Source organism: bacterium (assembly GCA_024742285.1).
Classification (GTDB): domain Bacteria; phylum Myxococcota_A; class UBA9160; order UBA9160; family UBA4427; genus UBA4427.
On record JANSYR010000003.1, the window covers coordinates 333117 to 359184 of the forward strand.

Consider the following 26068-nt stretch of genomic DNA (forward strand, 5'->3'; position numbering starts at 1 on the left):
GCCGGCGGCTCAGGCTCAGAACGAGACTTTTGCGCTCAGGCCGTAGGTTCGCGGGTCGCCGACGAGGTTGCCGACCAGGCCAGGGCCCGCGGAGGCGTCGAAGGCGAGCTGCTTGTAGACCTCGTTGGTCAGGTTGCGGATCCAGCCCGAGACCTCGACGGTGCCCGACTCGTTGGTGAGCGTGACCCGGAGGTTGTGCAGGATCAGGGCTTCCTGACCGATCGCGAGCTCCGGCATGAAGATCTCACCCGTGGCGTCCGGTGCGCCCCGGCCGCCGCTCGGGTCGAAGTAGACGTCGTCCGACCACGTGAACTCGTAGCGGGGGGTGATCGTCATGCCGTTCGCGACGGGAAAGGGGTAGCTGACGTTGCCGGAGACCTTGAACCGAGGCGCGTTCGGGAGCGGGTTGTTGTTGAAGTCGGTGACGATCCGCTGGATGCGGGTCGCGACGCTGCCGTCCTGTCGCCCCAGGGCGTCGGTGAAGTCGAGGAACCGACTCTCGAGCCAGCTGAAGCGAAGCTCCGCGATCAGGCCGTCGATCGGTTCGAGCGTGGTCTCGACCTCGGCGCCGTAGAGCTCGGCGTCGTCGGCGTTGATCACGATCCGCTGCGGGGGCTCGCCGGCGTTGTTCGAGAACGTGAACACCTGGTAGTTGTCGTACGTGTACCAGAAGAACGCGCTGGTGAGCCGCAGTCGATCCTCGAACCAGCTCCCCTTGAAGCCGACTTCGAACGCGTCGATCACCTCGGGGTCGGCCACGTCCGTCACGGAGCCGGCCTTCCGCGCGTCGCGCGCGTTGAACTGCGCGCCCTTCCAGCCGTGGGAGTACTTCACGTAGACGTTCCGGAGCTCGTCGATGTCGTAGTTCAGCTTGATCGTGCCCGTCGGATGATCGACGGTCAGCGTGCGCTGACAGGGCGGAATCTCGCCGTCGAGCGAGATCCGGCAGCTCGAGGTGAGCACGCCGGGTGCGGTCTCCGCGAAGATGCGGGCGGCGAAGCGCTTGTACTCCCAGTTGTACCGTCCGCCGGCTTCGAGGGTGAGGTCGGTCAGGATGTCCCACTCGAAGTCCGCGAAGACGCCGAAGCTGCGCGTGTCCTGGACGTAGTCGGCGACGCTCGGCTCGAAGGGCGTTCGCGTGAACGTGAACTGGTAGTAGTCGAGGCGCTCCTCCAGATAGAAGACGCCCGTGCTCCACGAGAGCGGCATCTCGTCGAGCTCGCCGGAGGCCTGCACGTCCTGGGTGAACTGCCAGAGATCGTCCTCGATCAGGAACTCGAATGCGGTGTTCGGCGAATAGTCGGCATCGATCAGGCGCTCGCGATCGTCACGCTCGAAGCCGGTGATGGAGTCGATCTTCACCGCGTCGAGCGTCCACTCGCCCTTCACGTAGGCGCCCCAGCTCGTCTGCCGCTCGTAGCCCGGGTTGTTGTAGGCCCCCTCGAAGGGACGGCGGTCGAGGGGACGGTCCGCGAGGTTCTGCGCGAGGAGAGAGCTGGCCAGCGCCCTCGACTGCGGGCCCAGGGCACGGCAGGCGGCCTGCGCCGCCGGATCTCCGGGAAACTGCCTTCGACATTCGGCGTTGCTCGGCTGCGGGAGCGGCGCGAGGATCCGCTGGAGCTCCTGCCCGATCTCGGGCTGGACGTAGTTGAGTCGATCGCTCCCGCCGAACGTGTTCCGGGCGCCGATGTGTTCGCCGACGGTTCCGAGCTGGTCGCGGCGACTGCCGTGGAACGAGAAGGTCCACTGCATGTCCACGTCGGGCGGCTCGTAGACCGCGGTGAAGCGGCCCGCCCACACGTCGATGTCGTTGAGCTTGCTCCCGAGGCCGGGCCGGAGATCCACGGCGAGGCTGTTGCCACAGGCTCCCCCGACGTCGATTTCTTCCTGCGTGAGCCCGGCGCAGCGATTCGTGACGAGGCCGTTTCGGCGCTTCAGGGAAAACGCGGCCCGGGCCGCGAGGACGTCCGCGACGATCGGCGCTTCGAGGGCGCCTTCGACGTCGATGGAGTTGAAGTTGCCGTAGTCGAATCGGAGGAATCCACCGAACTCCCCCGTCGGCTTGCGCGTGTAGACCTTGATCGCGCCGGCCGAGGCGTTCCGCCCCGCACCGGATCCCTGGGGTCCCTTCAGGATCGAGACCGCTTCGACGTCGAAGAGCTGCTTCAGCTGGATCGCCGGGAGGTTCTTCGGCACGTCGTCTTCGTAGATCGCGACGGAGCCCGAGGCGTTGGAGTCGAAGGCGTTCAGACCGACGCCGCGGATGAAGAAGGTCGCCGAGGTCGAGCCTGCGGTTCGGATCTCGAGGTTCGGCGTGAAGGCGGCGACGTCCGACATGTCGGCTGCGCCCATCGCTTCGAGGTCGGAAGAATCGAAAGCGGTGACGGAGACCGTCGCCGACGTCAGCGCATCGATCACGCCACTCGAGGTGACGACCATCTCCTCGACCCCGGCCCACGGATCGTTCGTGCCCTCGGCGGAATTCTGCGCCGTCGCCGGGGAAGCGATCAGGTTCGCAACGAGTAGGACGGTGGCCGCGAGCGACTGAACGGCCACGAGCGGTCGAACGGCCACGAGCGACTGAACGGCCACGAGCGACTGAACGGCCACGAGCGGCTGAACGGCCTCGAGCGATAGACGGAGAGCCGTAGTGAGCGCGACGCAGCCGGATCGTCGGCCTGCCGGGGATTTGGGCATGGCGCGATCGTTCAGTATCCGGCGGCGACCGTCAACCGGTTCGGCGGAAGCATCGCTGGGCAAAGATCCCCAGCGTGCTACCCCATTTCCATGTTCCGAACCGCGAAGCCGCGCTCGCCCCGATCGACCCTCCGGACATTCACGCAAACCGGCTCGATGCTCGTTCTCGTCGCAGGCGCGATGCTCTTCCCGCCCGGCGTCCGGGCGGAGGAAGCTTCGAAGCTCGGTGAGCTGCTCGGTGAATGGCAGCCCGGACTCTCGATCTTCACCGCCGGGCTTCCCGAGGAGCGCGCCGGGCAAGCCACCACGGAGTTCGAGGGCTTCCAGGACGGGGAGAGCACCGGACTCCCTTGGAGCGTGGGCGCGGGCGTCGAGCTCGCGAGTCCGCCGCTCTTCGATGCGCCGGTGAAGCCGCGTCTGATCGTCCATGCCGAGTTCGCCTACGTTCTGGACAGCAACGACCCCGTGACGTCCATCGGTGATCCCGGGGGCCGGCCCAGCGTCTCTCCCTTCTTCCCCGCTCCGATCTCGATCGAGAGCCAGGGGGTCGCCCTCAAGGCCCAGGCCAAGCCCTGGGTCCTGACGGGGGGCATCGGGTCTCAGGTCGAGTTCGAGCTCTTCGACCGGGCGGTCTACGTGCGCCCCAGTCTCGAGTGGATGTACCGGCGCGACACGCTCCAGGCGATCGTCGGGGCAGGCGAGGGCGAAGTCCTCGATGGCGCCGGCAACTGCAACCCGTGCCGCGTCCTCTTCATCGATGCGGAGCGCGAGAAGGGCTACCACAGCCTCGGCGCCGGGATCGACGCGGGGATCGACGCGGGACGCGCCGGGCCGATGCTCGCGCGCTTCTTCACGACCTTCCGCGTCTATCACATCCTCGGCGATCGCAAGGCCGACCTCGCGGAGACCGGAACCTGGGAGCTCGAGGACGGCAGCCCGTCCACCCGGGTCCCCCCGACGAGCAGCTTCACGGGACGCTACGAGCGCGAGCCCGTCCACTACCGGGTCGGTGCGGGCTTCCGGCTGCTCTGGTCGCCGGAGTAGCAGCCCCCGCCTGCCCGGACCCGCGCGGTGGGCGGCCCGGCCTCGGCGGGAACGCCTCGAATCCGACGTCGACCGCTTGAATCGCCGCCCACTCGGCCCATACTCCCGCCCCGCCGGCGCCCGGGAACCCTCACGGGCTCGGCGGCGTCGAAGCCGCGTGTCGGCCGCGATCACGCGGCCCTGGACCGCGGACGCCGAGGAGGACGAGATGAGCGACGGGACGGGAGCCCCCGACGAGGGCCAGGGGCCTGCGGCCGGCGAGGCCCAGATCCAGGAACACGTGCGGGTCTGCAACGACCTGGTGGCCGAGGTCGCCAAGGTCGTGGTCGGACAGGAGGCGATGATCCAGCGCCTCGTGGTCGGGCTCCTCACCGGGGGGCACGTGCTCCTCGAAGGCGTCCCCGGCCTCGCCAAGACGCTGACCGTCCGGAGTCTCGCGACGGCGATCGACACCGACTTCTCGCGCATCCAGTTCACGCCGGACATGCTGCCGGCGGACGTGATCGGGACCGAGATCTTCAACCCACGCGAGGGCAGCTACTCGGTCAAGAAGGGGCCGCTCTTCTCGAACCTGGTCCTCGCCGACGAGATCAATCGTGCGCCGGCGAAGGTCCAGGCCGCGCTCCTCGAGGCGATGCAGGAGCGGCAGGTCACGATCGGGGACACGACCTACACCTTCGACGAGCCCTTCCTCGTGCTCGCGACCCAGAACCCGATCGAGCAGGAGGGGACCTACCCGCTCCCCGAAGCCCAGGTCGACCGCTTCATGCTGAAGGTCGTCGTCGGCTACCCGACCAAGGAAGAAGAAAGGAAGATCGTCGACCGGATGGCGAGCGGGCAGCCCGAGCCCGTCGTGTCGAAGGTCGCGACGCCGGCCCAGCTCCTCGCGGCGCGAAAGGTCGCGAGTCAGGTCTTCGTCGACGAGAAGGTGAAGGGCTACGTCGTCGATCTCGTTCACGCGACCCGCGATCCGAAGGCGGCGGGCATCGACGATCTCGAGGGCATGATCGAGACCGGGGCCTCCCCGCGCGCCTCGCTCTTCCTGACCCAGGCCGCGAAGGCGGGGGCCTTCCTCCAGGGTCGCACCTACGCCACGCCCCATGACGTGAAGAACTTCGCCCTCGACGTGCTGCGCCACCGCATCACCGTCACCTACGAGGCCGAGGCCCAGGGCCGCACGAGCGTCGACGTCGTCGAGCGGATCCTCGCGGGCGTCCTCGTCCCCTGACGAGCCGTCAGGCCTTTCTTCTTCGATGCTCACCAGCGAGATCCTCGGGCGCGTTCGCGAGATCCAGGTCCGCACCGGCCGTCAGGTGGCCGACGTGCTCGCGGGGGAGTACGTCTCGGTCTTCAAGGGCCGGGGCATGGAGTTCGACGAGGTCCGTCCCTACGTGCCCGGCGACGACGTCCGGTCGATCGACTGGAACGTCACGGCGCGAACCGGCGAGGCCCACGTCAAGCGCTACGTCGAAGAGCGCCAGCTCACGCTCATGCTGATGGCGGACGTCTCCGCCTCCCAGGACTTCGGCTCGCGCGGACGCAGCAAGCGCGAAGCGACGGCGGAGCTCTGCGCGCTGCTCGCGTTCTCGGCGACCCGGAACGACGACAAGGTCGGCCTCGCGCTCTTCCACGGCGACATCGAGCAGTACATCCCGCCGCGCAAGGGGCAGAAGCACGCGCTGCGCGTCGTGCGCGAGGTCCTGGCCCACGAAGACGCGCGGGCGGCGGAGAGCCTCGAGACGCCCGGCTTCGTCGCGCGTCTCCGCGCCGCGTGGGATCGCTTCGCCACGGGAAGGCGACCGCGGAAGGCGCGCGAGTCCACCGACGTCGGCCACGCCCTCGAGTTCCTGATGCAGGTCACGAAGCGTCGCACGATCTGCTTCGTCGTGAGCGATTTCCTCGACGACGACTTCGAGCACGCGATGGTCACGGCGAATCGGAGGCACGACGTGATCGCGGTCCTCGTGACGGATCCGAACGAGCTCGAAGTGCCGGATGCCGGGCTCGTCGCCCTCGAGGACGCCGAGACCGGCGAGACCCGGGTCGTCGATACGAGCGCCGCTTCGTTCCGGCGCGAAGTCGAGGAGCGGGCGCAGGCGCGCGTCTCGGATCTCCACCGGCGCTTTGCCTCCCTCGGCATCGACTTCATCCACGTCGACGCGAGCGGCGACGTGATCGAGCCCCTGGTGCGCTTCTTTCGCATGCGTGAGCGACGGGGGCGTCGATGATCCGGGGTGTTCGGGGCCTCCTCTTCCTTCTCCTGTTGCTGTCGGTGACCGCGCCGACCTTCGGGCAGGCCGAGGAGAGCGTCGTCGAACAGGCCTTCGAGCGTGGCCCGGTCCGCGGTGTGCTCCGACTCTCGCCCGCGGAGCCGGTGATCGGGGACGTGCTGACCCTCGATCTCGAAGTGGTCTCCGAGCCCGCGGTCGAGCTGTTGATGCCGGAGTTCGGCGAGGCCCTCGGGCGCTTCGAGATCGTCGACTTCGCTCCGAGCGAACGGATCGACGACGAAGGGCGAACGGTCGCGCGACAGACCTATCGACTCCAGCCGAAGCACTCCGGCGTCCAGTCGGTCCCGCCCCTGCGGGTCGAATTCGTCGACCGCCGACCCGGACGCGACCCCGCGCCGGACGGGGAGGACGCCTACGAGCTCCTGACCGAGCGGCTCCGCGTCGACATCGCCCCGGTCCTCGCCGAAGACGCGCCGCTCGAGCTCCGCCCGGCGCACCCCGATCTCGGACCCCGCCGCGGCCCGCTCGGTCCGGTCTGGTTCTGGGCCCTCGCCCTGGGCGTCGCCCTCGCGATCGCCGGACCCTTCGCGTGGCGGGCCCTCGCGGCTGCCCGTGCCCGACGTCGCCAGCGAAGTGCCTACGAAGTCGCCCGCCAGGCCCTCGACGGGCTCCTGTCCGGAGGTCGACCCGACGCCGCTCGCATGGACGCCTTCTACGTGGCGCTCTCGCAGATCGTGCGGACCTATCTCGAAGACCGCTTCGGCTTGCGATCACCGGAGCTGACGACCCAGGAGTTCCTGACCGAGATGGGTCGCTCGCCGGACCTCGCGCGCTCCCACCAGCAGCTCCTCCGTGAGTTCCTGACCCAGGCGGACCTCGTGAAGTTCGCGGGCCACCGCCCGGACGCGACCGTCGTCGACGAGTCGATCGCCTCCGCGGAGCGCTTCCTGGAAGAGACCCGGGACCAGGTACTCGGGTCGCAGCTCGGGGCGAAGTCTGCGGCGGCGGAGGGTGCGGCATGACCGATCTCGCCGGCGCGGGCTTCGAGTGGAGCGATCCGCTCTTCCTCTTCGCCCTGATCTTCGTGCCCCTCGTCTTCATTCGCGCGAACGCGCGGCCGGCGGCGGTCACGTGGTCGAGCCTCTCGCTGGTCGAGACCCGTGGCCGGTCGCTCCGCGCCCGGCTCACGTGGCTGCCCGCCGCGTTGCTGGCGTTGTCGACCGCTTGCCTGGCGCTCGCCCTGGCCGGGCCGCGAACCGGCGACGCGGTGAGCGAGGTGAAGCGGGAGGGCATCGCGATCGCGATGGTGGTCGATCGGTCCGGCTCGATGCAGGCGCGGGACTTCGTGCGCGGTGACCGGAGCGTGAGTCGCCTGGACGCGGTGAAGACGATCTTCCGGGACTTCGTGCTGGGGGGCGGGGACGCCGGCGACGGACGGCCCGACGACCTCGTCGGTCTCGTCTCGTTCGCCCGCTATGCAGACGGGCTCTCGCCGCTGACCCTCGACCACGGCAACCTCGTGGCGATCCTCGATCAGCTCGAGACGCCGACCACCCACGAAGAGGACGGCACGGCGGTCGGCGAAGGCCTCGCCCTCGCGGTCGAGCGACTGCGGCGGCAGGAGACGAAGTCGAAGATCGTGATCCTGCTGACCGACGGCGTGAACAACACCGGGGACATCGAGCCCCGGGAAGCCGCCGACCTCGCGGCCCGCTTCGGGATCCGCGTCTACGCCGTCGGCGCCGGCTATACCGGTCTCGCCCCGGTGCCCGTCCAGATGCCGGGCGGCCGGACCGTCCTCCAGCGCGTCCGCGTCGAGATCGACGAGGTCACGCTCCAGGAGGTCGCCCAGCGAAGCGGCGGTCGCTACTTCCACGCCACCGATGCCGACGGGATCCGCGAGGTCCTCGCCGAGATCGACCGCCTCGAGCGAAGCGAGGTCAGCGAGATCCGCTACCTCGAGTACGAGTACCACTACCTGCCCTTCGTCGCGGTGGCCCTCGTCGCGATGGCGCTCTCGCTCCTGCTCGCGGGCAGCTGGCTTCGGAGGCTGCCGGCATGAGCGGTCTCGGGATCCACTGGGCGCGGCCGGAGCTGCTCTGGGTGGTCGGGGCGTGGCTCTTCGTCGCCCTGGTCGTCGTCGGTCTCGACCGCCGCGGCGCGGGCGCCCTCGACCGTCTGGTGTCGAGCGCGCTCCAGTCGGCGCTGGTGGCGCGGCCGGCGCGCTGGCGCCGGGTGACGCGCCTCGCGCTGCTCGTCGTGTCCGGCTTCGCCATGGCGGCGGCGCTGCTCCAGCCCCAGATGGGCGAGCGTTTCGTCGCGACGCCGCGGGTCGGTGCCGAGATCATGATCGCCCTCGACGTCTCGCGTTCGATGCTCGCGGACGATGCGGCGCCGTCGCGCCTCGAGCGGGCGAAGGCGGAGGTCCGGGACCTGCTGGCCTATCTGCGGGACGACCACGTCGGGCTGATCGCGTTCGCGGGGCGGGCGAGCGTGCTCTCGCCGATGACGCCGGACAAGAGCTTCCTGCGTCTGGCCCTCGACGGCGCCGGCCCGCACAGCGTGCCGCGCGGCGGAACGAAGCTCGCCGAGGCGATCGGCCGCGCGGTCACGGGCTTCGGCGACCCGGGCCCCGCCCAGCGCGCCCTGATCCTGATCACCGACGGCGAGGACCACGACTCCTTCGCCCTCGACGCGGCCCGGCGCGCCGCGGAAGCCGGTATCAAGATCATCGCCATCGGCTTCGGCGACGAAGGCGGCAGCCCGATCTTCGTGCGGGATCCCGAGACCGGGGCGCGGGTGCAGGTGCGCGACGCGGAAGGGCGTCCCGTGATCAGCCGCCTGAACGGGGATCTTCTCCGGGAGCTCGCCCTCGCGACCGACGGCGCCTACGTCCCGGCGGGCACCGGGGTCCTCGACCTCGCGTCGATCTACGATGCGCACATCGCCGGTCTCACCCGGGGCCAGATCGACGAGCGGGGCCGCACGATCCGCGACGAGGCCTATCAGCTCTTCGTCGCCATCGCGTTCGTCGCGCTGCTCGCCGGCGTGCTCCTCGTCGGCGGAAGACCGCCGCGGGGCGGGGCGATCGCGGCGCTGTTCGCGGCGTTCCTCGTGACGACCGCGCATGCCCCCGAGACTGCGGCCCAGGGCGATCCGATCCAGGGGGAGGCCCTCGAGGAGACGGAGGCGGCGCCGCCCGTGCCGCCCGCCCCGACGCCGCAGGTCGACCCCCGCGAGCGCTTCAATCGTGCGAACGCCTCGCTCGCGGCGGGGGACGCTGCGGCGGCGACGGCGGGACTTCGTGATGCGCGACGCGACGCGCCGGACGATCCCGAGCTCCGATTCGCCGCGACCTACAACCTGGGCATGGCGGCGGTCGCGCGCGCGGACGCCGAGGAGGCGCCGGAGGCGAGCCTGGCCGCGCTGCACGAAGCAGCGGACTGGTTCCGCGAAGCCGTCGCGCTCCGCCCCGACGAGGAAGACCCGCGCCACAACCTCGAAGTGGTGCTGCGTCGCGCGCTCCTGCTGGCCGACGAGCTCGCGCGGCAGGAGGAGGGCGATCTCGAGCAGGCGCTCGACGCCCTGATCGATCGCCAGCGGGGCCATCTCGGGACCGCCGCGCAGCTGTTGGGCGCCGTCGCGGGCCGCGAGGGCGAGGAAGAGGAAGCGACGCTCGCGCAGCTCCGTCCCGCCTTCGACGCCGCGGCGACCGAGCAACGCGTGCTGCGCGCGGATGCCGACGCGCTGGCGGAGCGAGTGGTTCGCGAGCGGGAAGCGATCCTGCGGATGGTGGAGGACGTACGGTCGCCGGAGGACGCCCTCCGTGCAGCCCAGCTCGAAGGGGTGCTCGTCTACCTGGATTCGTCGATCGAGCGCATCGGCGGGACCCGTCGCCAGCTCCGCCTGCGTCGGCCGGAGCGCGCCTATCGACGCGGCGCCTCGTCGCTCGGTGAGCTGAAGCGCGCGCGGGACCAGCTGCGGGATCCCGTGCAGCAGATCGACGTGCTGATCCAGGAGACCGGCGAAGTGCTCCAGAAGACGGGCGCGCTGCTCGCTGCGGATCGGCCGTCGCCGAGCGGCGAGCCCGGTCCTGCGCTGCCGGCCTTCCTGACGCGCGGCGCGGTCGAAGAGGAAGCACGTCGACTGACCGATCGCGTCGGGGAGCTCGCGGGTCGCCTGAAGGTCGCGGCCGAGGAGGCCGCGAAGGCAGCGCCTGCGGCGCAGGGACAGTCTGCGGCGCAGGGACAGTCCGCGGCGCCGGTCGAGCCGGGCGCGCCGGATCCCGAGCTCTTGCGAGAGGCCCTGGTCGTCGCGGCGCCCCTCGTCGGCGAGGCGGCGACGTTCCTCGAAGCGGCCACGAACGAGCTCGGCGCGGACGCGCTGCGCGAGGCGTTCGCTTCCGAGGCGCGGGCGGGTCGGGCGCTCGCCGACGCACGGGAGTCTTTCTTCGACCTCGCACGCCTGCTCGGCGTGACCTTCGAGGACCAGTCGCGGATCGCCGACCTGGCTTCGACGGAAGAGGCGGCGATCGCGGAGGTACGCGACGAGTACGCGCCGATGGCGACGGAGCTGCAGTCGAAGAATCTCGAGCGCGCCGATCGACTGGAGATCCTGCTCGCGAAGGAGCGGGCGACCGCGCTGGCGGCGGCGGAGCAGGCGGCCGCTCAGGCCCCGCCGGCCGAGGACGAAGATCCGGCGGCGAACGAGAAGGCCCGGTTCGACGCGGCGAGTGCGCTGCTGGCGGCGGCGGACGGCGAGATGGAGGCGGCGCGCCTCGGCTTCACGGCGCGGGAGCTCGACTGGGTCGCGAGCGGCGCCCACGCGGCCACGGCGCGGGATCAGCTCGAACGCTTGCGCGAGCTCTTTTTTTCCCTGATCGAGCATCTCCAGAAGCTCGCGCGGGATCAGGTCGATCTGGCAGACGAGACGAACGAAGTGGCGACGCTGGCCACCGCGAACGCCGATGCCGAGGAGACCGCGGCCCGCGCCCGCGCGCTCGGCGACGATCAGGGCGGCCTCGAAGAACGGGCAGGCACGATCGCCGACGTCCTGCTGGAACGATCGCAGGTCGAGGCACCGGAGGGCGTCGCTCCGGAGGAGGCCGAGGCGGCACAGGCGAAGGCGCGTCGGGCGGCGGAGCACGTGGCGAGCGCGCAGCTCGCCATGCGCGACGCGAAGCAGGGACTCGAGGCCGAGACGCCGGACTTCGAAGCCGTGGCGCCGCCGCAGACCCTGGCCATCGAAGAGCTCATGAAGGCGCTCAAGCTGCTCTCCCCGCCGCCGCCTCCCGAGGATCAGCAGGGCGAGGATCAGGACGAGTCCGATTCCGAGGAATCCGAGGGGGGCGAGCAACAGCCGCAGCCCGAGGGAGGCGACGAAGGCGACGGTTCGCGCGAGAATGAGGCGGCCGAGTCGCAAGAGGGGCCGCAGGATCCCGGACAGCTCCTCCAGGGCGTGCGGGATCGAGAGGCCGAGCGGCGACGGGATCGCGAGCGCGAGCGCCAGCAGCGGCGATCGCAGCCGGTGGACAGGGACTGGTGAGGCGGGTGATCGACCGGAGAACGGGAAGGCGAGGGGGTTGGGCACGCCGGTACGCGGCCGGCTTCGGCCTGCTCCAGTTCGCCCTCGTCGCGTCGGGCGGGGCCTTCGCTCAGGAGGCGCAGGTCCAGGTCGGACGGGGGCCCCATTACGTCGGGGACCCGATCAACCTCCAGGTCGTCGCGTTCGACTTCGAAGAGGATCCCACGCCGGAGATCGACGCGCCGGCGCTCGAGGACGGCACGCTGCGCTTCGCCGGCGTCTCGCCGAGCGTCTCGTCGTCGATCTCGATCGTGAACGGCCGCATGTCCCGCTCGAAGGAGGTGCGCTTCGTCTACCAGTACGAGCTGATCGCGAACCGCACCGGACGGATCGACCTCCCGCCGTTCCGCGTGCGCCAGGGCGCGACGACCCGTTCGACGGGACCGACCCGCCTCGACGTGAAGGGCGTGCCCACGACCGGGATGGTCGGGCTGTCGGTCTCGCTTCCCGAAGGCCCCATCTTCGTCGGACAGAAGGTGCCCGTCGCGATCGAGCTGCGGATCGATCGCGAGGCCGAGCGGGATCTGATCGAGTACTCGGCGACGGTCCCCCTCTTCGATGTGCCGAACCTGCGCTTTCTGGATGCGCCGGGGAGTAGCCAGAGCACCCTCGAGATCGAGACGGCGGAGGGACGTCTCCGGCTTCCGGCGGCCCTGCGCGAGGAGACCGTGGGCGGTCGGACCGTGCTCGTCCTCCGGGCGGAGCGGACGATGATCGCGCTCTCTCCGGAGCCGCTCCGCGCCGCGCCGCCGCGGATCGTGATCAGCCGGGGGACCCGCTTCCGGCGCGATGTCTTCGGCCAGCGGCAGGCGACCTCGAGCGAACGCCTGATGTCGGAGGGCCGTCCCGTCGACCTCGAAGTGATCGAGGTTCCGAGGATCGGCCGGCCGCCGACCTGGGCCGGGGCCGTCGGCTCCGGCTATACCCTCGAAGTCAGCGCGGACCGCAGCGTCGTCCAGCTCGGGGAGCCGATCGTGCTCTCGTTCGTGCTCCGGGGCGACGGCGATCTCTCGAGCGCGGGGCTTCCGCCCTTCGATGCCCCGGGCTTCTTCGACCCGGCCCGGTTCCGACTGCCGGAGGAGCCGCCGGCGGGACTCGTCGACGAGGATGGCAAGCGGTTCGAGGTCAGCCTTCGCGTCCTCGACGCGAACGTGCGCGAAGTTCCGGCACTCGAGTACGCGTGGTTCGATGCCAAGACGCGGCGCTTCGAGACGACGACGACGCGCCCCATCGCGCTCTCGGTCGGGGCCGCTCAGGTGATCGGCGCCGACGACGTCGACCGCGGTGCCGGCGCTCTCGTCACTTCGTCCGCGTCCGGCGAGGCCGACGGCGACCCGGCCGGCACGCCGTCGTCGCCGGAGCGCCGCGACTCTTTCGCCGCGAGCGGCGCGAACCTCGCGATCGAGCTGCAACCCGCGCGGGTCCTCGACGGCGGCCGCCGCGTCGCGGGGGCCGGCGTCGAGGTCCCCGCGATCTACGCGCTGTCGGTCGCGCTGCTGGGATTCGCGGTCCTGGATGCGCGGCGGAGGAGACGGGATCCCGCTGAGCGGGCGCGGGCCGGTGCGATCGTGGCGGCGCGTCGGGAGATCGAAGGGGCCACCGAGGCGGGGGCGCTCGGACGCGCGCTGCGCGAGTTCGCGGCGGCGATGCCGGAGGCGGCGGCGGGGGAGCACGATGCGCTCCTCGCCGAGTGCGACGCGCTTCGCTTCGCGCCGGGGGGCGAGCAGGCCGAGCTGCCCGCGAGTTTGAAGGCGAGGGCGCTTCGCTTCCTGGACACCCTCGAGTCGGGGAAGGGCGCATGAAGCATCTCGCCTCTCGACCCGCCGGAGGGCGCACGAAGGGTTTGGCCCCGCGACTCGCCCGGGGGCACATGAAGCGTTCGGCCGCGCGAATCGCCGGACTCGTCTCGTTGGCACTGTTGATGGTCGGGCCGGCGTCGGCGCTCGACCGCGAGGCCCGTCTCGCGGAAGCGAGCGAGGCCTACGGGGCGGCCCTGGCCGAGCCCGATCGTGACGCACGCCTTGCGGGCTTTGCGCAGGCGCAACGAGGCTTCGCCTCGCTCGTGGAAGACGGCGTCGCAACGGCGCCGCTCTTCGTCAACCTGGGCAACGCAGCGCTGCAGGCCCAGGATCGCGGGACGGCCGTCCTCGCCTATCACCGCGCGCTGCAGATCGACCCCGACGACCCGACTGCACGCCAGAATCTCGAGTACGCGCGCGGGCGGCTACCGGGCTGGGTCCCGCGGCCGGAGGACGCCGAGGGCTTCCGGGGCTTCTTCGACGACCGACTGCTGCCGAGCGCCTGGCGGGTCCGGGGGGCGGCGGTCGCCTTCCTGGCGATGGCCATCGCAGCCGTCTTCTCGGTCCGCGAGCGACCGGGCGCCTGGCGGGGCGCCGCGGTCTTCGCCGGCGTGGCCTGGGCGCTCCTGTTGGGCTCGACCTTCGTCGGTGGGGCGTCGACGCGGCCCCTCGCCGTCCTGATCGCTGCGGAGACCGAGGCGCGCTCGGCGGACTCGGCGCTCGCACCCCGGGCGTTGCCCGAGCCCCTGCCGGCGGGCGTCGAGGTCGATTTCCTCGAGGAACGCCAGGGCTGGGCGCGTGTCCGGCTCGCGAACGGGCGCGACGTCTGGGTGCGGAGGTCGAACGTGGCACGGGTCGACGCCGAGAACGGGTGATCCCGAGCGCGTCTCTTCGACGCCCCGGTTCGCGGAAGGTTCCATGCTTCGGGGCCGAGTCATTTCCGGGCCATCGACGGACGGGGGGGGCGCGGTAGGGTCCGCCCCGGGCCGGCGGGGATGCGCGATCCTCGTGGGCCGCCGCACGACCGGGGTCGCGACGGCACGAGGAGGTCAGGATGGAGCCCATCCGGGTGGCGATCGCCGGCGTCGGCAACTGTGCGAGCGCGCTCGTGCAGGGCGTCGCATGGTACGCCGAGCGCGAGAGCGACGATCGGGCAGGACTCATGCGCACGTCGATCGGCGGCTTCCGGGCGGAGGATCTCGCGTTCGTCGCGGCCTTCGACGTCGATGCGCGGAAGGTCGGTCGTCCCCTCGAAGAAGCGATCCTCGCGGCGCCGAACTGCACCCGGGTCTTCCAGGACGCGTTGCCCAGGTCGGGGGTGTACGTGCAGTCCGCCCCGGTCTTCGACGGCATCGCGGCGCACATGGCGGACCACCCGGCGGAACGGGCCTTTCGCATCACGGACGAGCCGCCCGTCGATCTCGCCCGCGCCGTCGCCGATTCGGGGGCCGAGATCCTCGTCTCCTATCTCCCGGTCGGGGCCGAGGCCGCGGTTCGAGCCTTCGCCGAAGCCTGCCTGGCGGCGGGCGTCGCCTTCGTGAACTGCGTCCCCGTCTTCATCGCCTCCGATCCCGAATGGAGCCATCGCTTCCGCGAGGCCGGCCTGCCGATCGTGGGCGACGACATCAAGAGCCAGGTGGGCGCCACGATCGTCCACCGGGTGCTCGCCCGCCTGCTCGCCGACCGCGGCGTCGAGCTCGACCGGACCTATCAGCTGAATACGGGCGGCAATACCGACTTCCTCAACATGATGGAACGAACGCGCCTCGCCTCGAAGAAAGTCTCCAAGACCGAAGCGGTCCAGAGCCAGCTCGACGAACGCCTCGCGACCGACGACATCCACATCGGCCCCTCGGACTACGTCCCCTGGCAGGGCGACAACAAGGTCGCGTTCATTCGCGCCGAAGGGCGAGGATTCGGGGACGCGCCGATCGAGCTCGAGCTCCGGCTCTCGGTCCAGGACTCGCCGAACAGCGCCGGCGTCGTGATCGACGCGATCCGCTGCGCGAAGCTCGGCCTCGACCGGGGGATGGGCGGGCCGCTCGATGCGGCGTGCGCCTACTACATGAAGAGTCCGCCGATCCAGATGCGCGACGAGGAAGCGCGGGTCGCGGTCGACGCGTTCATCGAGGCGAAGCCGCTCGCGCGTCGCGACTGAGCGCGTCGGCGTCGCGCGCGAACGGGACGGCCAGCGGCCTACCAGATCAACTCGAGTCCCGCGCCCAGGCCGAACTCGCTGTGCCACTCCGCAGCGATCGCGGCGTATCGGTGGACGCGGAATCGCAGGCCCGTGCTGCCTTCGAATCCCTGCTCCGTGTCGAACTCGACGTCGCCCACGAAGCCGAGCCGCGAGGTGAGGTCGAGCTCCTTGGCGAGGGCGAAGCGCCCATGGCCGCGGGTGTCGATCCAGGCGCGGCCATCGAAGTTGAGCGGAAGGAGCGATTCCGCCCCGAAGACGCCGACGTCCCGCTCGTCTTCGAAACTCGCGCCGGCGAAGAACCGGTAGAAGCGGTTCACGTGATAGCGGTAGCGGGGCAGTACCTCGTGGTCGACGTCCCCTCGATAGCCGATCTCCCACTCGACGCCGAGCTCGTGTCGGCGATTGCTCGCGATGGCTTCGCCTTCGGTGAACTGGGAGAGCCCGCTCGCCTCCGCCCACGCGTAGATCGGGTCCTTGAAGAGCTGCTCGCGTTCTTCCGAGAGCGCGGGGTCGGGCGCGTCCCCTTCGTAGTGGAAGATGCGGCTCATGCCGGCCTTCATGTGGTAGAGGACGTGGCAGTGGAAGAACCAGTCGGCCTCGGCGTCGGCCAGGAACTCGATCGTCGTCGTCTGCATGGGGGCCACGTCGACGGTGTGCTTGAGGGGCGCATGGGCATCGGCCCGACGGAGGGCGTTCGCGCCGAGGACCCGGAAGAAGTGCCCGTGGAGATGCAGCGGGTGGTGCATCATCGTCGTGTTCTCGAGCTCGACTCGGAGGATCTCGCCGCGGCGGATGGGGATCACATCCGACTCGGCGAGGGTCTTTCCGTCGAAGGACCAGACGTAGCGATCCATGTTGCCGGTGAGCCGGAGTCGGATCGTTCGGGACGGCGCGTCTTCGGGGAGGGTGCTCGGGTGGCGCGATTGCAGCCGCTCATAGGGTGGGAGCGGCCGCGGATTGTGCGCCTCGGCGTGTGCGGCGTGACTCGCGTGCGAATCGTCGACGGCCGGCGAGTGGCTTCCGTCGGAAGCGCCGCGGTGTCCCGAGGGCATCTCGTGTCCCTCGTGTCCCTCGTGAACCGGGGGGTGGGAAGCTTCGGCTTCTTCGTGCGGCGCCCTGTCCGGCGTGGGGCTCGCGTGCGACGACCCGTGTGCGGCGCCGTGCCCGGCGTGGCGCATCGCGTAGAGGTTGGGGCGCGGTACGGACTCGGCGGGTCGATCCGGACCGGAGCCGATCCAGGCCGATGCCGAACCGGATCCGTCCTGGGCGGTCGCCCGGAACTCGATCCGGCCGTCGGCGGGAACCTCGACCACGACGTCGTAGGTCTCGGCGATCGCCATCAGGAGCCGATCGGTCTCGAAGGGCCGCACGTCGACGCCGTCGGCGGCGACGATTCGAAAGGGACGGGCGCCGATCCCCAGATAGAAGTAGGTCGACGCGGCCGCGTTCACGATCCGGATCCGGAGTCGCTCGCCCGGCCGGGCCTCGATCGTCGACTCGGGAGCGCCGTTGATCAGGAACGCGTCGTAGGCGACGTCCGAGAGGTCCATCGGGGGCATCCGTCGAAGCGACCTGCGCAGGACGCTGCCGAGCTCGCCGGCGCGCAAGGCGCCCCAGAGACTCTGCGCCGTTCCCTTCTCGACGGAGAAGTACTCGCTGCCTCGCTTCAGCAGGCGCAGGATCTCGTTGGGATCGCGTCGAGTCCAGTCGGAGAGCACGAGGACGACGTCCCGGTCGACGTCGGGTGCCGTCGCAGGTCGATGGTCGTGCGGCCTCGAAGTCGGTGCCTCGTCCTCGTCGATCACGATCGCGCCGTAGACGCCGCGCTGCTCCTGGAGCGCCGTATGGGAGTGGTACCAGTAGGTGCCGGGATGACGGATCGGAATCTCGAACGTGTGGGTTTCGCCGGGCCGGATGCCGGGTGTCGTCAGGCCGGGGACGCCGTCCTGCACGTTCGGGAGCAGGAGCCCGTGCCAGTGGATCGAGCTCGGGACGTCCATCGTGTTCGTCACGCGGATGCGAGCGAGATCCCCGACGCGCCACCGGAGCGTCGGTCCCGGGATGGCCCCGTTCACCGTCATGCCTTCCGACGTGACCCCGGCGATCTCGACCGATTCGCGCGCGATCGTGAGCTCGGCCTCGACGATGCGGAGTCCGTCGTGCTCGGTCTGGGCGATCGGCGGGGTGGCGCCGACCGTCCGTGCGGCACTCGCGAGGAGGAGAACGAGCAGGAAGGCGGACCGCAGATGGGCGGGAGTGGGACCTCGAGACATAGGGGTGCTCCAGTGAGATCGAGCCCGCGCGAGCGCAGGCGTGGGCGAACGAGGGACCGGACCGCGAAGGACGGCCGGCAGGTTCGCCGGATCTCAGATCAGGAGCGGGGCGTGGGTGACAGCGAGTCGGGGTGGGGGTGGGTCGTTCGACCGTGGCGGCGTCCGTCGAAGCGCCGCCTCCGAGGCTCGCGCGAGCAGGACGGGTGCCGTCGGTCGCCACACCCGCTCGACGAGCTCGTCGACGCCCGGACGCGCCGCGGCGAAAGGGCCTTCCCGGTCCGATGCCGCGTGCAGACCACAGGTGTCGCAGGGCGCATCCGCCGGGTCCGGACCGGCCGGGTGCTCGGCCATCCCGTCGCAGTGGTCGGCCATCGGCGTCGTTTCCGAGGCCAGGGCGTCGCAGACCACTGAACAGGTCGCACTCGTCGGGACGAGCACGAAGACGCACGCAATCGTGGCGAGAAGCCGACGCACGGTTCGAGCATAGCGTCGGAGGCCGCTGCTACGCTCCCGCCGCGCCTCGACCGGAGACCCCTTTGAAGATCCTCGCCCTCATCGGCAGCCTGCGCGCTGCCTCGTTCAGCAGGAAGCTCGCCCTCGCCGCTGCGGAGCTCGCTCCGGAAGGCACGACCGTCGAGATCGTCGACGGCCGCGATCTCCCGCTCTACGACCAGGACCTCGACGGGGACGAGAAGCCGCCGGCAGTCCAGACGCTCCTCGATCAGGTGAGCGCCGCCGACGGGCTGCTCTTCATCACGCCGGAGTACAACTACGGCGTCCCGGGGACGCTCAAGAACCTGATCGACTGGGCCTCGCGTCCCGCCTACAACTCGCCGCTCAAGGATCGTCCGTCGATGGTCGTGGCGCTCTCTCTCGCGCCGGCGGGAGGATCGCGGGCCCACGCGCAGCTGGGGACCATCCTCGCCGGAACCCTCACGCCGGTCTTCGTGAGCCCGGGCTTCCTGGTGGGTGGTGTCCACGAGCACTTCGACGAGAGCGGTGCCCTCACCAACGAGCTCACTCGGGTCCGGCTCGAGCGGACGCTCGCGGGCTTCGTCGAGTGGGCGGAGAAGACGTCCGCCTGAGCGTCGCGCGTCCAAGGCTCCTTCGCCCCGCCCCACGCGCCCGTCTACCCGCACCCGGGCGGATACGCTCCTCGCCGAAGACCCTTTCCGAATCCCGAATCCCGAATCCACCGGAGGATCCGATCATGCTCGTCATCACCGCCGTCGTCCAGAGCAGCGCCGCCGACATCGAGGCGCTCAAGGACGCCCTCGCCGAGATGGAGACCGCCAGCCGCGCCGAAGACGGTTGCCACGACTACACCTTCCTGCAGGAGGTGAACGATCCCGACGTGCTCCGGATCAACGAGCGCTGGGAGTCGATGGAGGCGCTCCAGAAGCACTTCGCGACGCCTCACATGGCGAAGTTCAACGAGGCGATCTCGGCGCGACCGCCGAAGTCGATGGACCTGCAGATCCACGAGCTCGGCGAGGCGCTCTCGCTTCCGAGCTGACGCCGAGCGCCCGCTCGCCTCCTCCCGAATCGCGCCCGTGGAAGGAGATCGGTCCTTGGCCGACCGCAACTACGGTGAAGGAGACGCGACGCATCAGGCCCTCGGTGGGGTGGATGCGATCCGGCGTCTCGTCGAAGTGTTCTACGAAGAGATGGACACGCTGCCCGAGGCGGCGAGGATCCGCTCGATGCACCCGTCGGATCTCGAGGTGTCGATCGACAAGCTCGCCCGCTTCCTGTCCGGCTGGACCGGAGGGCCGAAGCTCTACTCCGAGAAGTACGGACCGATCAAGATCCCGATCTTCCACCAGCACCTGCCGGTCGGCGAGGAGGAGCGCGACGCCTGGCTCCGGTGCATGGAGCGCGCCCTCGATCGGATGGCGTATCCGGACGACCTGAAGGCCTACATGCTGCGCGAGCTCTTCGTGCCCGCGGAGCGGATCCGCCAGCGGGTCGAGGCCCGCAAGCTCGAGAGAGCCGGCCCCGGAACGGCGGGGCTCACGATCGAGACGAAGAGCGGAGAGAATCGATGAAGCTGCACATGTTTCCCTTCGCGCCCAACCCCGCGAAGGTGCGCCTCTACCTGGCCGAGAAGGCGGAGCTCGGCTGTGAGGTCCCGCTCGAAGAAGTGACGGTCAACCTGCTCGAGTCCGAGCAGAAGAGCGAGGCGTTCCTCGCGAAGAATCCGCGCGGGACGCTGCCGGTTCTCGAGCTGGAGGACGGGACCTGCCTCTGCGAATCGCTGGCGATCATCGAATTCTTCGAGACGACGTACCCGAGCCCCTCGATGTGGGGCGACGACCCGGTCCGCGCGGCCTATGCACGGCAGATCGAGCGGATCGCCGACATCGGCGTCCTGATCAACACCGCCCGGGAGATCCACGCGTCGAACTCGCCGCTCGGGCTCCCGGCGAACCCGCCCGTCGCCGAGTACTTCGCCGGGAACCGCGCAAAGGCCGTGGCCCATCTCGAGAGCGAGATGGCGGATGGGCGCCCCTTCCTCGCCGGGGACCGACCGACCGTCGGTGACTGCACCCTGCAGGCGATCCTGCAGTTCGCGCGGTTCCGCGAGGTCGACGTCCTCGAGGACGCCCCGCGGCTGCGCGAGTGGTGCGACCGCTACCGCGAGCGACCGGCCGCGAAGAAGACGATCCTGCTCTAGAGCGCGTCGAGCGCTTCGATCGCCGCGCGGGCCACGTCTGCGTCACGGGCCTGGTCGGCACCGGAGACGCCGATGCCGCCCAGGACCAGCTCGCCCTCGCGAATCGGGTAGCCGCCATCCGCGGCGATGTAGCCCTCCACCTTGTCGATGATCTTGAGCTCGTCGGCCGGGATCGTGTCGACGTACTGCTTCCATTCGAGGGTGGACATCCCCGTGTGGACGGCGGTGAAGGCCTTGTGGCGGGCGGTCGTCGCAGCGAGGCGGGGCGCGCCTTCGCAGCTGAAGAAGCCGACCTCCTCGCCGGTCGAGTCGTAGACCGCGATGTGGACGCGGATGTCGAGCTCCCGGGCGCGCGCGACGGCCCGATCCAGCAGGGCGAGGGTCGCCTCGGTCGAGAGCGTGGCACGGAGGGCACTGGTGGGCATCGGTTCTCCTGTCTTGGCGCGGCCTGAGCGCGCGCTTCAGGCGGGGTCGTGGGAGCGTGCCGGTCGCGGTCTGACCGGCAGCCGTTCGAGCATCCGCAGGGCGAGCCCTGGAAGGGTCCGGAGCGGCTCCTCGGTCGCGAGCTCGAAGTCGTCGAAGCGCTCGAGCAAGCCGCGGAATGCGGTCTGCAGCTCGAGGCGGGCCAGCGGTGCCCCGACGCAGTGGTGCTCGCCCTGGGAGAACGCCATGTGTGCTCCGGCGTTCGGTCGATCGAGGTCGAGCACGTCCGGATCCGGGAAGATCTCCGGATCCCGGTTCGCGGCCGCGAAGCGGACGTGGACCATCGAGCCCTTCGGAATCGCCGTGCCGGCGACCTCCCCGTCCTCGACGGCATAACGAAAGAAGCCCTGGCTGGGCGATTCGAGGCGGAGGACCTCTTCGACGAAATTCCGGATCCTCGCCGGGTCCGCGCGAAGCGCCGTCGCGACGGCAGGGTGCTCGATCAGGAGCTTGAGGCCCGACGCGAGGGCGCTGGTCACCGTTTCGTGTCCGCCGACGATCAGATGCTCGGCGAGTCCCATCTTCTCGGCCATCGGAAGCGGCGTGCCATCCGGAAACGTCGCGGTCGCGAGGGTCGAGAGGACGTCGTCGCTGGGCGCCTTCTCCTTGCGCTCCATCCAGTCGGCCAGGTAGTGCTGGAGCTCGACGCCGAGATGGGCCACCTCGATCTCGCGCTCCAGGGTGAGCGCGCCCCCGAGCGGCTCGACCCAGGCATCGCTCCAGCGCTTGATCCGCCGGGCATCGTCGGCGGGCAGGCCGAGCAGATGCGTCACGACGCGGATCGGCAGCCAGGCGGCGAACCGCTCGATGAACTCGCACTCCTCGGTCGCGGCCATCTCGTCGAGCAGCCCATCGCACTCGCGTTCGACGAAGGGCGCGAGGGCTCGGACGCGGCCCGCGGTGAAGGCCGGGTTCACCAGGGCGCGATAGTCGCGGTGGATCGGCGGGTCCGACTGCAGGCGCGTGTCCCGTGGCCACCCGTCCGCTTCGAGGACGGCGCGCGCCTCCTCGTGCTGGAACATCGAGAAGCCGGCCTTGCCCAGCAGATCGTTCGACCAGATCTCCGGGTGCCGCAGGACGTGTTGCACGTCCCGGTAGCGGCTCACGAGCCACGCCTCCGCATCCGGCATCCAGTAGACCGGGGCCTGCTCGTGGAGCGCGTGGTAGTAGGCGTAGGGATCCGCCTGGATCGCCGGGTCCATCAGGCTGTGCGCTTCGACCTTCACGCGTGGCTCCCTGCGCCCCGCACCGGCAGTCGCTCGAGGGCGCGGACGGTGGGGTTGCGGACCTGCCAGGTCGGCCCTTCGACGCGGGCGAGGGCGATGTGCCCCGGAGCGAAGAGGGCTTCGAGGACGAGTCGGGCTTCCAGACGGGCAAGGGGAGCGCCGAGACAGTGATGCCGACCGCCGCCGAAGGCCAGTCCCCCCGTGCCGTCGCGATCGGGATCGAAGGTGTCGGGATCGGGGAAGCGGGCCGGATCGCGGTTCGCGGCCGCGAGGCCGAGGAGCACGTTCGCGCCCGCCTCGATCCGACGCCCGTCGATCTCCAGATCCACGAGGGCACATCGCGAGCAGGAGAGGGCGGGTGACTCGAAGCGGAGCGTCTCCTCGACGACCGCCGCGGCGAAGCCGGGCTCCCCGGCGATCCGGGCCCGGATCGAGGGGCGATCGAGCAAGAGGTGGATCGCGCTCGAGATCAGGCCTGCGGTCGTGTCGATCCCCGCCGTGAGGAGGAGGACGGCGTTCGCGACGATCTCGTCCGGGGTCAGTCGCGCGTCGTCGTCGCCGGGTCGACCGAGCGCGTCGAGCAGACCCGTCGCGCCACCGGGATGTTTCAGTCTCTCTTGGAACGCCTCCGCGAGCCCGTCGATCATCGCGAGACTCGCGCCGGGCTCGTCCGGCAGATCGCGCACGAGGAACTCGAAGCCCCGCCACGTCTCGGGATCGACCCCGAAGAGATCCCGCATCACGTCGGAAGGCACGGCGAAGGCGAGGCGCTCGACGAGATCGACGACGCCCGAGCCGAGGCCTTCCCTCACGTCGGCGAGTCTCGCGTCGACGACGTGTTGGATCCGCGACGTGATCGCAAGGATCGCGCGAGGCGTGAAGGAGCGACGGACGAGGGCGCGGGCGCGGTCGTGCGGGGCTCCGTCCCGGGACATGAGCCAGGTCGCCATCACCCGGGCGGCGCGTCCCTCCCGGGCGCCGAACGACGCGGCGACGCCGGAGCCGGCTCCGAAGCGCGCGTCCTTGAGGATCCGGTCGACGAGGTCGTGACTCGTGGCGAGCCAGACCCCGTCCGCGGTCTGGACGAGGGGATCGCGCTCGCGCACCTCGTGCCAGCCGGCATGGGGATCCGCGCGGCTCGCGATCTCGTAGGCATCCCAGCTCGGGGCGGTCGCCTCGGCCTCGGCTTCGATCGGCATGCGGGGGCTCGATCCTCCTGGTTACAAGGATGTTGGCATCCGCCGCGAAGGCGCCGCAAGTCGATTACGCTCCGAGGGACGGGAGGAGTTCGCCGATGCTCGCAGTCCGGTTCGAAGAGGGGAAGGTCGTGCTTCGCGAGGTCGCGCGGCCCGAGGGCGACGGCGTGCGCGTGAAGGTCCGCGCGTGCGGGATCTGCGGCTCGGACGTGACGATCCTCGACAGCGGCTTCCTGATCACCGGCACGCCCGGACACGAGATCGCGGGGGAGCTCGAGGACGGGACGCCGGTCGCGATCGAGCCGCTCGCCTCGTGTGGCGCCTGCGACTACTGCCTCGCCGGCGACACCCAGGTCTGCACCGAGGGCAACGCCATGATCTACGGGATCGGGCGAGACGGTGGGATGGCCGAGGAGCTGATCGTGCCCGAGCGGTGCCTCGTTGCGCTCCCGCGGAGCGTCGACGCTTCGACCGGCTTCCTCGTCGAGCCCCTCGCGGTCGCCGTACACGGGATCCGCCGGAGCGGGATCGACGGCTCGATGCGGGTGCTGGTCGTCGGTGGCGGGACGATCGGCCTGTGCGCGGCGGTGGCGGCGCGTGGCGCGGGAGCGCCCGTCGACCTCATCGCGCGACACCCGGCGCAGACCGCCGCGGCGAAGCAGATCGGGGCCAACGTGATCGACGAAGCGTCCGGAGGCGACTACGACGTGGTGCTCGATTGCGCGGGGACCCCCGCCGCGATCGAGACGTCCTGCAACGCGCTCAAGCCGAAGGGTACGCTCGGGATGCTCGCGTCCTCGTGGGACAAGTTCGAGATTCCGGGCCTCGTCGTCGCGGCGAAGGAGCTCGACATCGTGATCTCCGCGATGTACGGCCGCGCCGGCACGATCCGGGACGTCGACGCCGCGGCGCGTCTGCTCGGGGCGGACGAAGCGGTCGCCGACGCGCTGATCTCGGATCGCTTCCCCCTCGATCAGGCGCCGGCCGCCTTCGAACGGACGCGAGACCGCAAGGGCGGCGCGATCAAGGTCGCGCTCGAGCCCTGACGGCTCGTCGCAGGGATCGGGCGGGCCGCTAGGCGTCCGCCTCGTCCATCGCCTCGAGCACCTTCGCCGGATGGTCCGCGGCCTTCGCGACTTTCGGCCAGTGCTTGCGCACCTTGCCGTCGGGGCCGATCCAGACCGTGCTGCGAATGACGCCCTGGACCTTCTTGCCGTACATCATCTTCTCGCCGAAGGCGCCGTACTTCGTCATGACCTTCTTGTCCGGGTCGCAGAGGAGCGGGAAGTTCAGCTTGAACTTCTTGATGAACGCCTTGTGTTTCTCCTCGCCGTCCGGGGAGCAGCCGAGGACGACCGTGTCGCGCCGCGTCAGCTGGCGCTTGAGGTCACGGAAGCCGCAGGCTTCCTTCGTGCAGCCCGGCGTGTCGTCCCGCGGATAGAAGTAGAGGATCACGTTCTTGCCGGCGTAGTCCGCGAGCTTGTGCGCATCGCCGTTCTGGTCCTTCAGGGTGAATGCGGGGGCCTTGCGGCCTTCGGTCACGGGCATCGAATCCTCCTGGGCGTGTCGGCGGATCCTACCCCTTCCCGCCGGCTCGACCAGAGGACCGGGCTCTCCTACGAAGAACGGGGGCCTCCGAAGAGGCCCCCGTCTCGAGTCGGATGCAGGTCCGACGGTCGAAGTCGGTCGGGATCAGTGCGAGATCGCCGCCGGCAGATCGCCCGCCTGCTTGATCCATCCCTCGACCTGGCTGAGCGTCGGGACCTTCCGGGTCAGGTTCTTCTCCGCGTTCACCTCGGCGAGCTTGTCGGCGAGGTTCGCCGCGTTCCGCGTCGCGAGCTCCTTGACCGTGTCCACCCCGGACGCGACCAGCAGCTCCGCGTACTCGCCCGCGACGCCGCTGATGCGGAAGAGGTCCGCCATGTTCACGAAGGTGAGGATCCGGGACTCGGAGAGCCCCGTGGCCTCGGCGAGTGCCTTGCGTCCCGTCTTCGTGCCGCCCTGCGCGAGCAGGCCGTCGGTGTCCTTGACGCCCGCACCCTCGAACTTCTCGCCGAGAACCGGGCCGATTCCTTCGATTTCCGTGATCTTGAGATTCGCCATCGATTCGTCTCCTTGCGACGTCGCGTCCGGCGCGTCGCCTTCGTCTCTACTTTCCGAACAATTTTCCGGCGAGCCCGGCCAAAGCGCCGGCCCCGCCTCCGTTTCCGCCGCCGAGCCCGCCGAGCATGGACATCAGTCCGTCCGCGCCGCCGGCCTTGTCACCGAGCAGCGAGAGCACGACCGGAATCAGCGAGGACAGCCCGTCGCGGGCCTGTCCCTCGTCGAGTCCGGCCTGGCCGGCGATCGCGCCGACGTCGAGCTTTCCGAGGAGTGCGGCGACTCCGTCGCCCCCTCCCGCGAGCAGGCTCGACAGATCGAGATCGCCGCCCGCGATCGCATCGCCGATTCCCCCGAGCGCGGGCGGGATCAGGCTCTCGGCCTGGCTCGCGTCGAGGTCGCTGCCCTGAGTCACGGCCGCGAGCAGCGCGCCGCCGTGTTCCTTGAGAATCGTCTCCAGCATGATCTACTCCCTGTTCACGCCTCGCTTCCGAGGCGAATCGGAGAAGGGCCCCGTCCCGGTCGGTCGGATCCGCATCGACCGGCCGTCTCGGGACGA

General features: G+C 70.3%; 23 protein-coding genes. 14 read left to right on the plus strand and 9 right to left on the minus strand.

Going from position 1 to position 26068, the window contains the following annotated elements; genetic code table 11:
* Nucleotides 1-15: 15 nt before the first annotated feature.
* Entirely contained in the window at nucleotides 16-2697 is a 2682-nt protein-coding gene (locus NXI30_07960) for a TonB-dependent receptor (GenBank protein ID MCR9094136.1), read from the minus strand.
* 156 nt (nucleotides 2698-2853) lie between these two features.
* On the opposite strand from NXI30_07960, the gene NXI30_07965 reads away from it, so the two are divergent.
* From NXI30_07965 to NXI30_08005, 9 genes are all read left to right on the plus strand, one after another.
* Nucleotides 2854-3741, plus strand: a complete 888-nt coding sequence (locus NXI30_07965; GenBank protein ID MCR9094137.1) for a hypothetical protein — start codon at nucleotides 2854-2856, stop codon at nucleotides 3739-3741.
* 208 nt (nucleotides 3742-3949) lie between these two features.
* The gene (locus NXI30_07970) at nucleotides 3950-4969 is read left to right on the plus strand and encodes a MoxR family ATPase (GenBank protein ID MCR9094138.1); all 1020 of its coding nucleotides are present in this window, start codon (nucleotides 3950-3952) and stop codon (nucleotides 4967-4969) included.
* 25 nt (nucleotides 4970-4994) lie between these two features.
* Nucleotides 4995-5969 carry a DUF58 domain-containing protein gene (locus tag NXI30_07975; GenBank protein MCR9094139.1) on the plus strand — a complete coding sequence of 325 codons (975 nt, stop codon included), beginning with the start codon at nucleotides 4995-4997 and terminating at the stop codon, nucleotides 5967-5969.
* Nucleotides 5966-6994 carry a BatD family protein gene (locus NXI30_07980; protein ID MCR9094140.1) on the plus strand — a complete coding sequence of 343 codons (1029 nt, stop codon included), beginning with the start codon at nucleotides 5966-5968 and terminating at the stop codon, nucleotides 6992-6994. Before NXI30_07975 ends, NXI30_07980 begins: the two co-directional genes overlap by 4 nt.
* Complete coding sequence (locus NXI30_07985; protein ID MCR9094141.1) at nucleotides 6991-8034, plus strand: VWA domain-containing protein; 1044 nt, start codon at nucleotides 6991-6993, stop codon at nucleotides 8032-8034. The genes NXI30_07980 and NXI30_07985 overlap by 4 nt, the downstream gene beginning before the upstream one ends.
* Nucleotides 8031-11516 (plus strand): VWA domain-containing protein, encoded by a 3486-nt coding sequence (locus NXI30_07990; GenBank protein ID MCR9094142.1) that lies wholly within the window; start codon nucleotides 8031-8033, stop codon nucleotides 11514-11516. The genes NXI30_07985 and NXI30_07990 overlap by 4 nt, the downstream gene beginning before the upstream one ends.
* A 5-nt stretch (nucleotides 11517-11521) precedes the next feature.
* Nucleotides 11522-13357: a BatD family protein gene (locus NXI30_07995; GenBank protein ID MCR9094143.1), complete on the plus strand. Its 1836-nt coding sequence runs from the start codon at nucleotides 11522-11524 to the stop codon at nucleotides 13355-13357.
* Nucleotides 13358-13425: 68 nt separating this feature from the next.
* Complete coding sequence (locus NXI30_08000) at nucleotides 13426-14229, plus strand: hypothetical protein (GenBank protein ID MCR9094144.1); 804 nt, start codon at nucleotides 13426-13428, stop codon at nucleotides 14227-14229.
* A 179-nt stretch (nucleotides 14230-14408) separates the two neighbouring features.
* Nucleotides 14409-15512, plus strand: a complete 1104-nt coding sequence (locus tag NXI30_08005) for an inositol-3-phosphate synthase (protein MCR9094145.1) — start codon at nucleotides 14409-14411, stop codon at nucleotides 15510-15512.
* A 38-nt stretch (nucleotides 15513-15550) separates the two neighbouring features.
* Here the strand turns inward: NXI30_08005 and NXI30_08010 are convergent, their stop codons facing one another.
* Together NXI30_08010 and NXI30_08015 are read right to left on the minus strand one after the other, a co-directional pair.
* Entirely contained in the window at nucleotides 15551-17827 is a 2277-nt protein-coding gene (locus NXI30_08010; GenBank protein MCR9094146.1) for a multicopper oxidase domain-containing protein, read from the minus strand.
* A 93-nt stretch (nucleotides 17828-17920) separates the two neighbouring features.
* Nucleotides 17921-18301: a hypothetical protein gene (locus NXI30_08015; protein MCR9094147.1), complete on the minus strand. Its 381-nt coding sequence runs from the start codon at nucleotides 18299-18301 to the stop codon at nucleotides 17921-17923.
* A 62-nt stretch (nucleotides 18302-18363) separates the two neighbouring features.
* On the opposite strand from NXI30_08015, the gene NXI30_08020 reads away from it, so the two are divergent.
* The 4 genes from NXI30_08020 (at nucleotide 18364) to NXI30_08035 (ending at nucleotide 20504) form a co-directional block, all read left to right on the plus strand.
* Complete coding sequence (locus tag NXI30_08020; protein ID MCR9094148.1) at nucleotides 18364-18912, plus strand: NAD(P)H-dependent oxidoreductase; 549 nt, start codon at nucleotides 18364-18366, stop codon at nucleotides 18910-18912.
* A gap of 125 nt (nucleotides 18913-19037) precedes the next feature.
* On the plus strand, nucleotides 19038-19343 hold the full coding sequence (locus NXI30_08025) for an antibiotic biosynthesis monooxygenase (protein ID MCR9094149.1): 306 nt from the start codon (nucleotides 19038-19040) through the stop codon (nucleotides 19341-19343).
* A 55-nt stretch (nucleotides 19344-19398) separates the two neighbouring features.
* Entirely contained in the window at nucleotides 19399-19875 is a 477-nt protein-coding gene (locus NXI30_08030; protein ID MCR9094150.1) for a group II truncated hemoglobin, read from the plus strand.
* Nucleotides 19872-20504: a glutathione S-transferase family protein gene (locus NXI30_08035; GenBank protein MCR9094151.1), complete on the plus strand. Its 633-nt coding sequence runs from the start codon at nucleotides 19872-19874 to the stop codon at nucleotides 20502-20504. Before NXI30_08030 ends, NXI30_08035 begins: the two co-directional genes overlap by 4 nt.
* On the opposite strand, the gene NXI30_08040 is transcribed toward NXI30_08035, so the two are convergent.
* The 3 genes from NXI30_08040 to NXI30_08050 are packed head-to-tail and all read right to left on the minus strand — an operon-like array spanning nucleotide 20501 to nucleotide 23412.
* Nucleotides 20501-20929 (minus strand): heme-binding protein, encoded by a 429-nt coding sequence (locus tag NXI30_08040; GenBank protein ID MCR9094152.1) that lies wholly within the window; start codon nucleotides 20927-20929, stop codon nucleotides 20501-20503. The genes NXI30_08035 and NXI30_08040 overlap by 4 nt on opposite strands.
* Nucleotides 20930-20965: 36 nt before the next feature.
* On the minus strand, nucleotides 20966-22213 hold the full coding sequence (locus tag NXI30_08045; protein ID MCR9094153.1) for a cytochrome P450: 1248 nt from the start codon (nucleotides 22211-22213) through the stop codon (nucleotides 20966-20968).
* Entirely contained in the window at nucleotides 22210-23412 is a 1203-nt protein-coding gene (locus NXI30_08050) for a cytochrome P450 (protein MCR9094154.1), read from the minus strand. Before NXI30_08050 ends, NXI30_08045 begins: the two co-directional genes overlap by 4 nt.
* Nucleotides 23413-23507: 95 nt before the next feature.
* Between NXI30_08050 and NXI30_08055 the strand changes: the two genes are divergently transcribed.
* Nucleotides 23508-24455 (plus strand): alcohol dehydrogenase catalytic domain-containing protein, encoded by a 948-nt coding sequence (locus NXI30_08055; GenBank protein MCR9094155.1) that lies wholly within the window; start codon nucleotides 23508-23510, stop codon nucleotides 24453-24455.
* A gap of 28 nt (nucleotides 24456-24483) precedes the next feature.
* On the opposite strand, the gene NXI30_08060 is transcribed toward NXI30_08055, so the two are convergent.
* The 3 genes from NXI30_08060 to NXI30_08070 all read right to left on the minus strand — a co-directional run bounded on the left by NXI30_08060 (nucleotide 24484) and on the right by NXI30_08070 (nucleotide 25972).
* The gene (locus NXI30_08060) at nucleotides 24484-24957 is read right to left on the minus strand and encodes a peroxiredoxin (GenBank protein ID MCR9094156.1); all 474 of its coding nucleotides are present in this window, start codon (nucleotides 24955-24957) and stop codon (nucleotides 24484-24486) included.
* A 144-nt stretch (nucleotides 24958-25101) separates the two neighbouring features.
* Entirely contained in the window at nucleotides 25102-25512 is a 411-nt protein-coding gene (locus NXI30_08065; GenBank protein MCR9094157.1) for a DUF4332 domain-containing protein, read from the minus strand.
* 46 nt (nucleotides 25513-25558) lie between these two features.
* On the minus strand, nucleotides 25559-25972 hold the full coding sequence (locus tag NXI30_08070; GenBank protein ID MCR9094158.1) for a hypothetical protein: 414 nt from the start codon (nucleotides 25970-25972) through the stop codon (nucleotides 25559-25561).
* Between the last annotated feature and the right edge of the window lie 96 nt (nucleotides 25973-26068).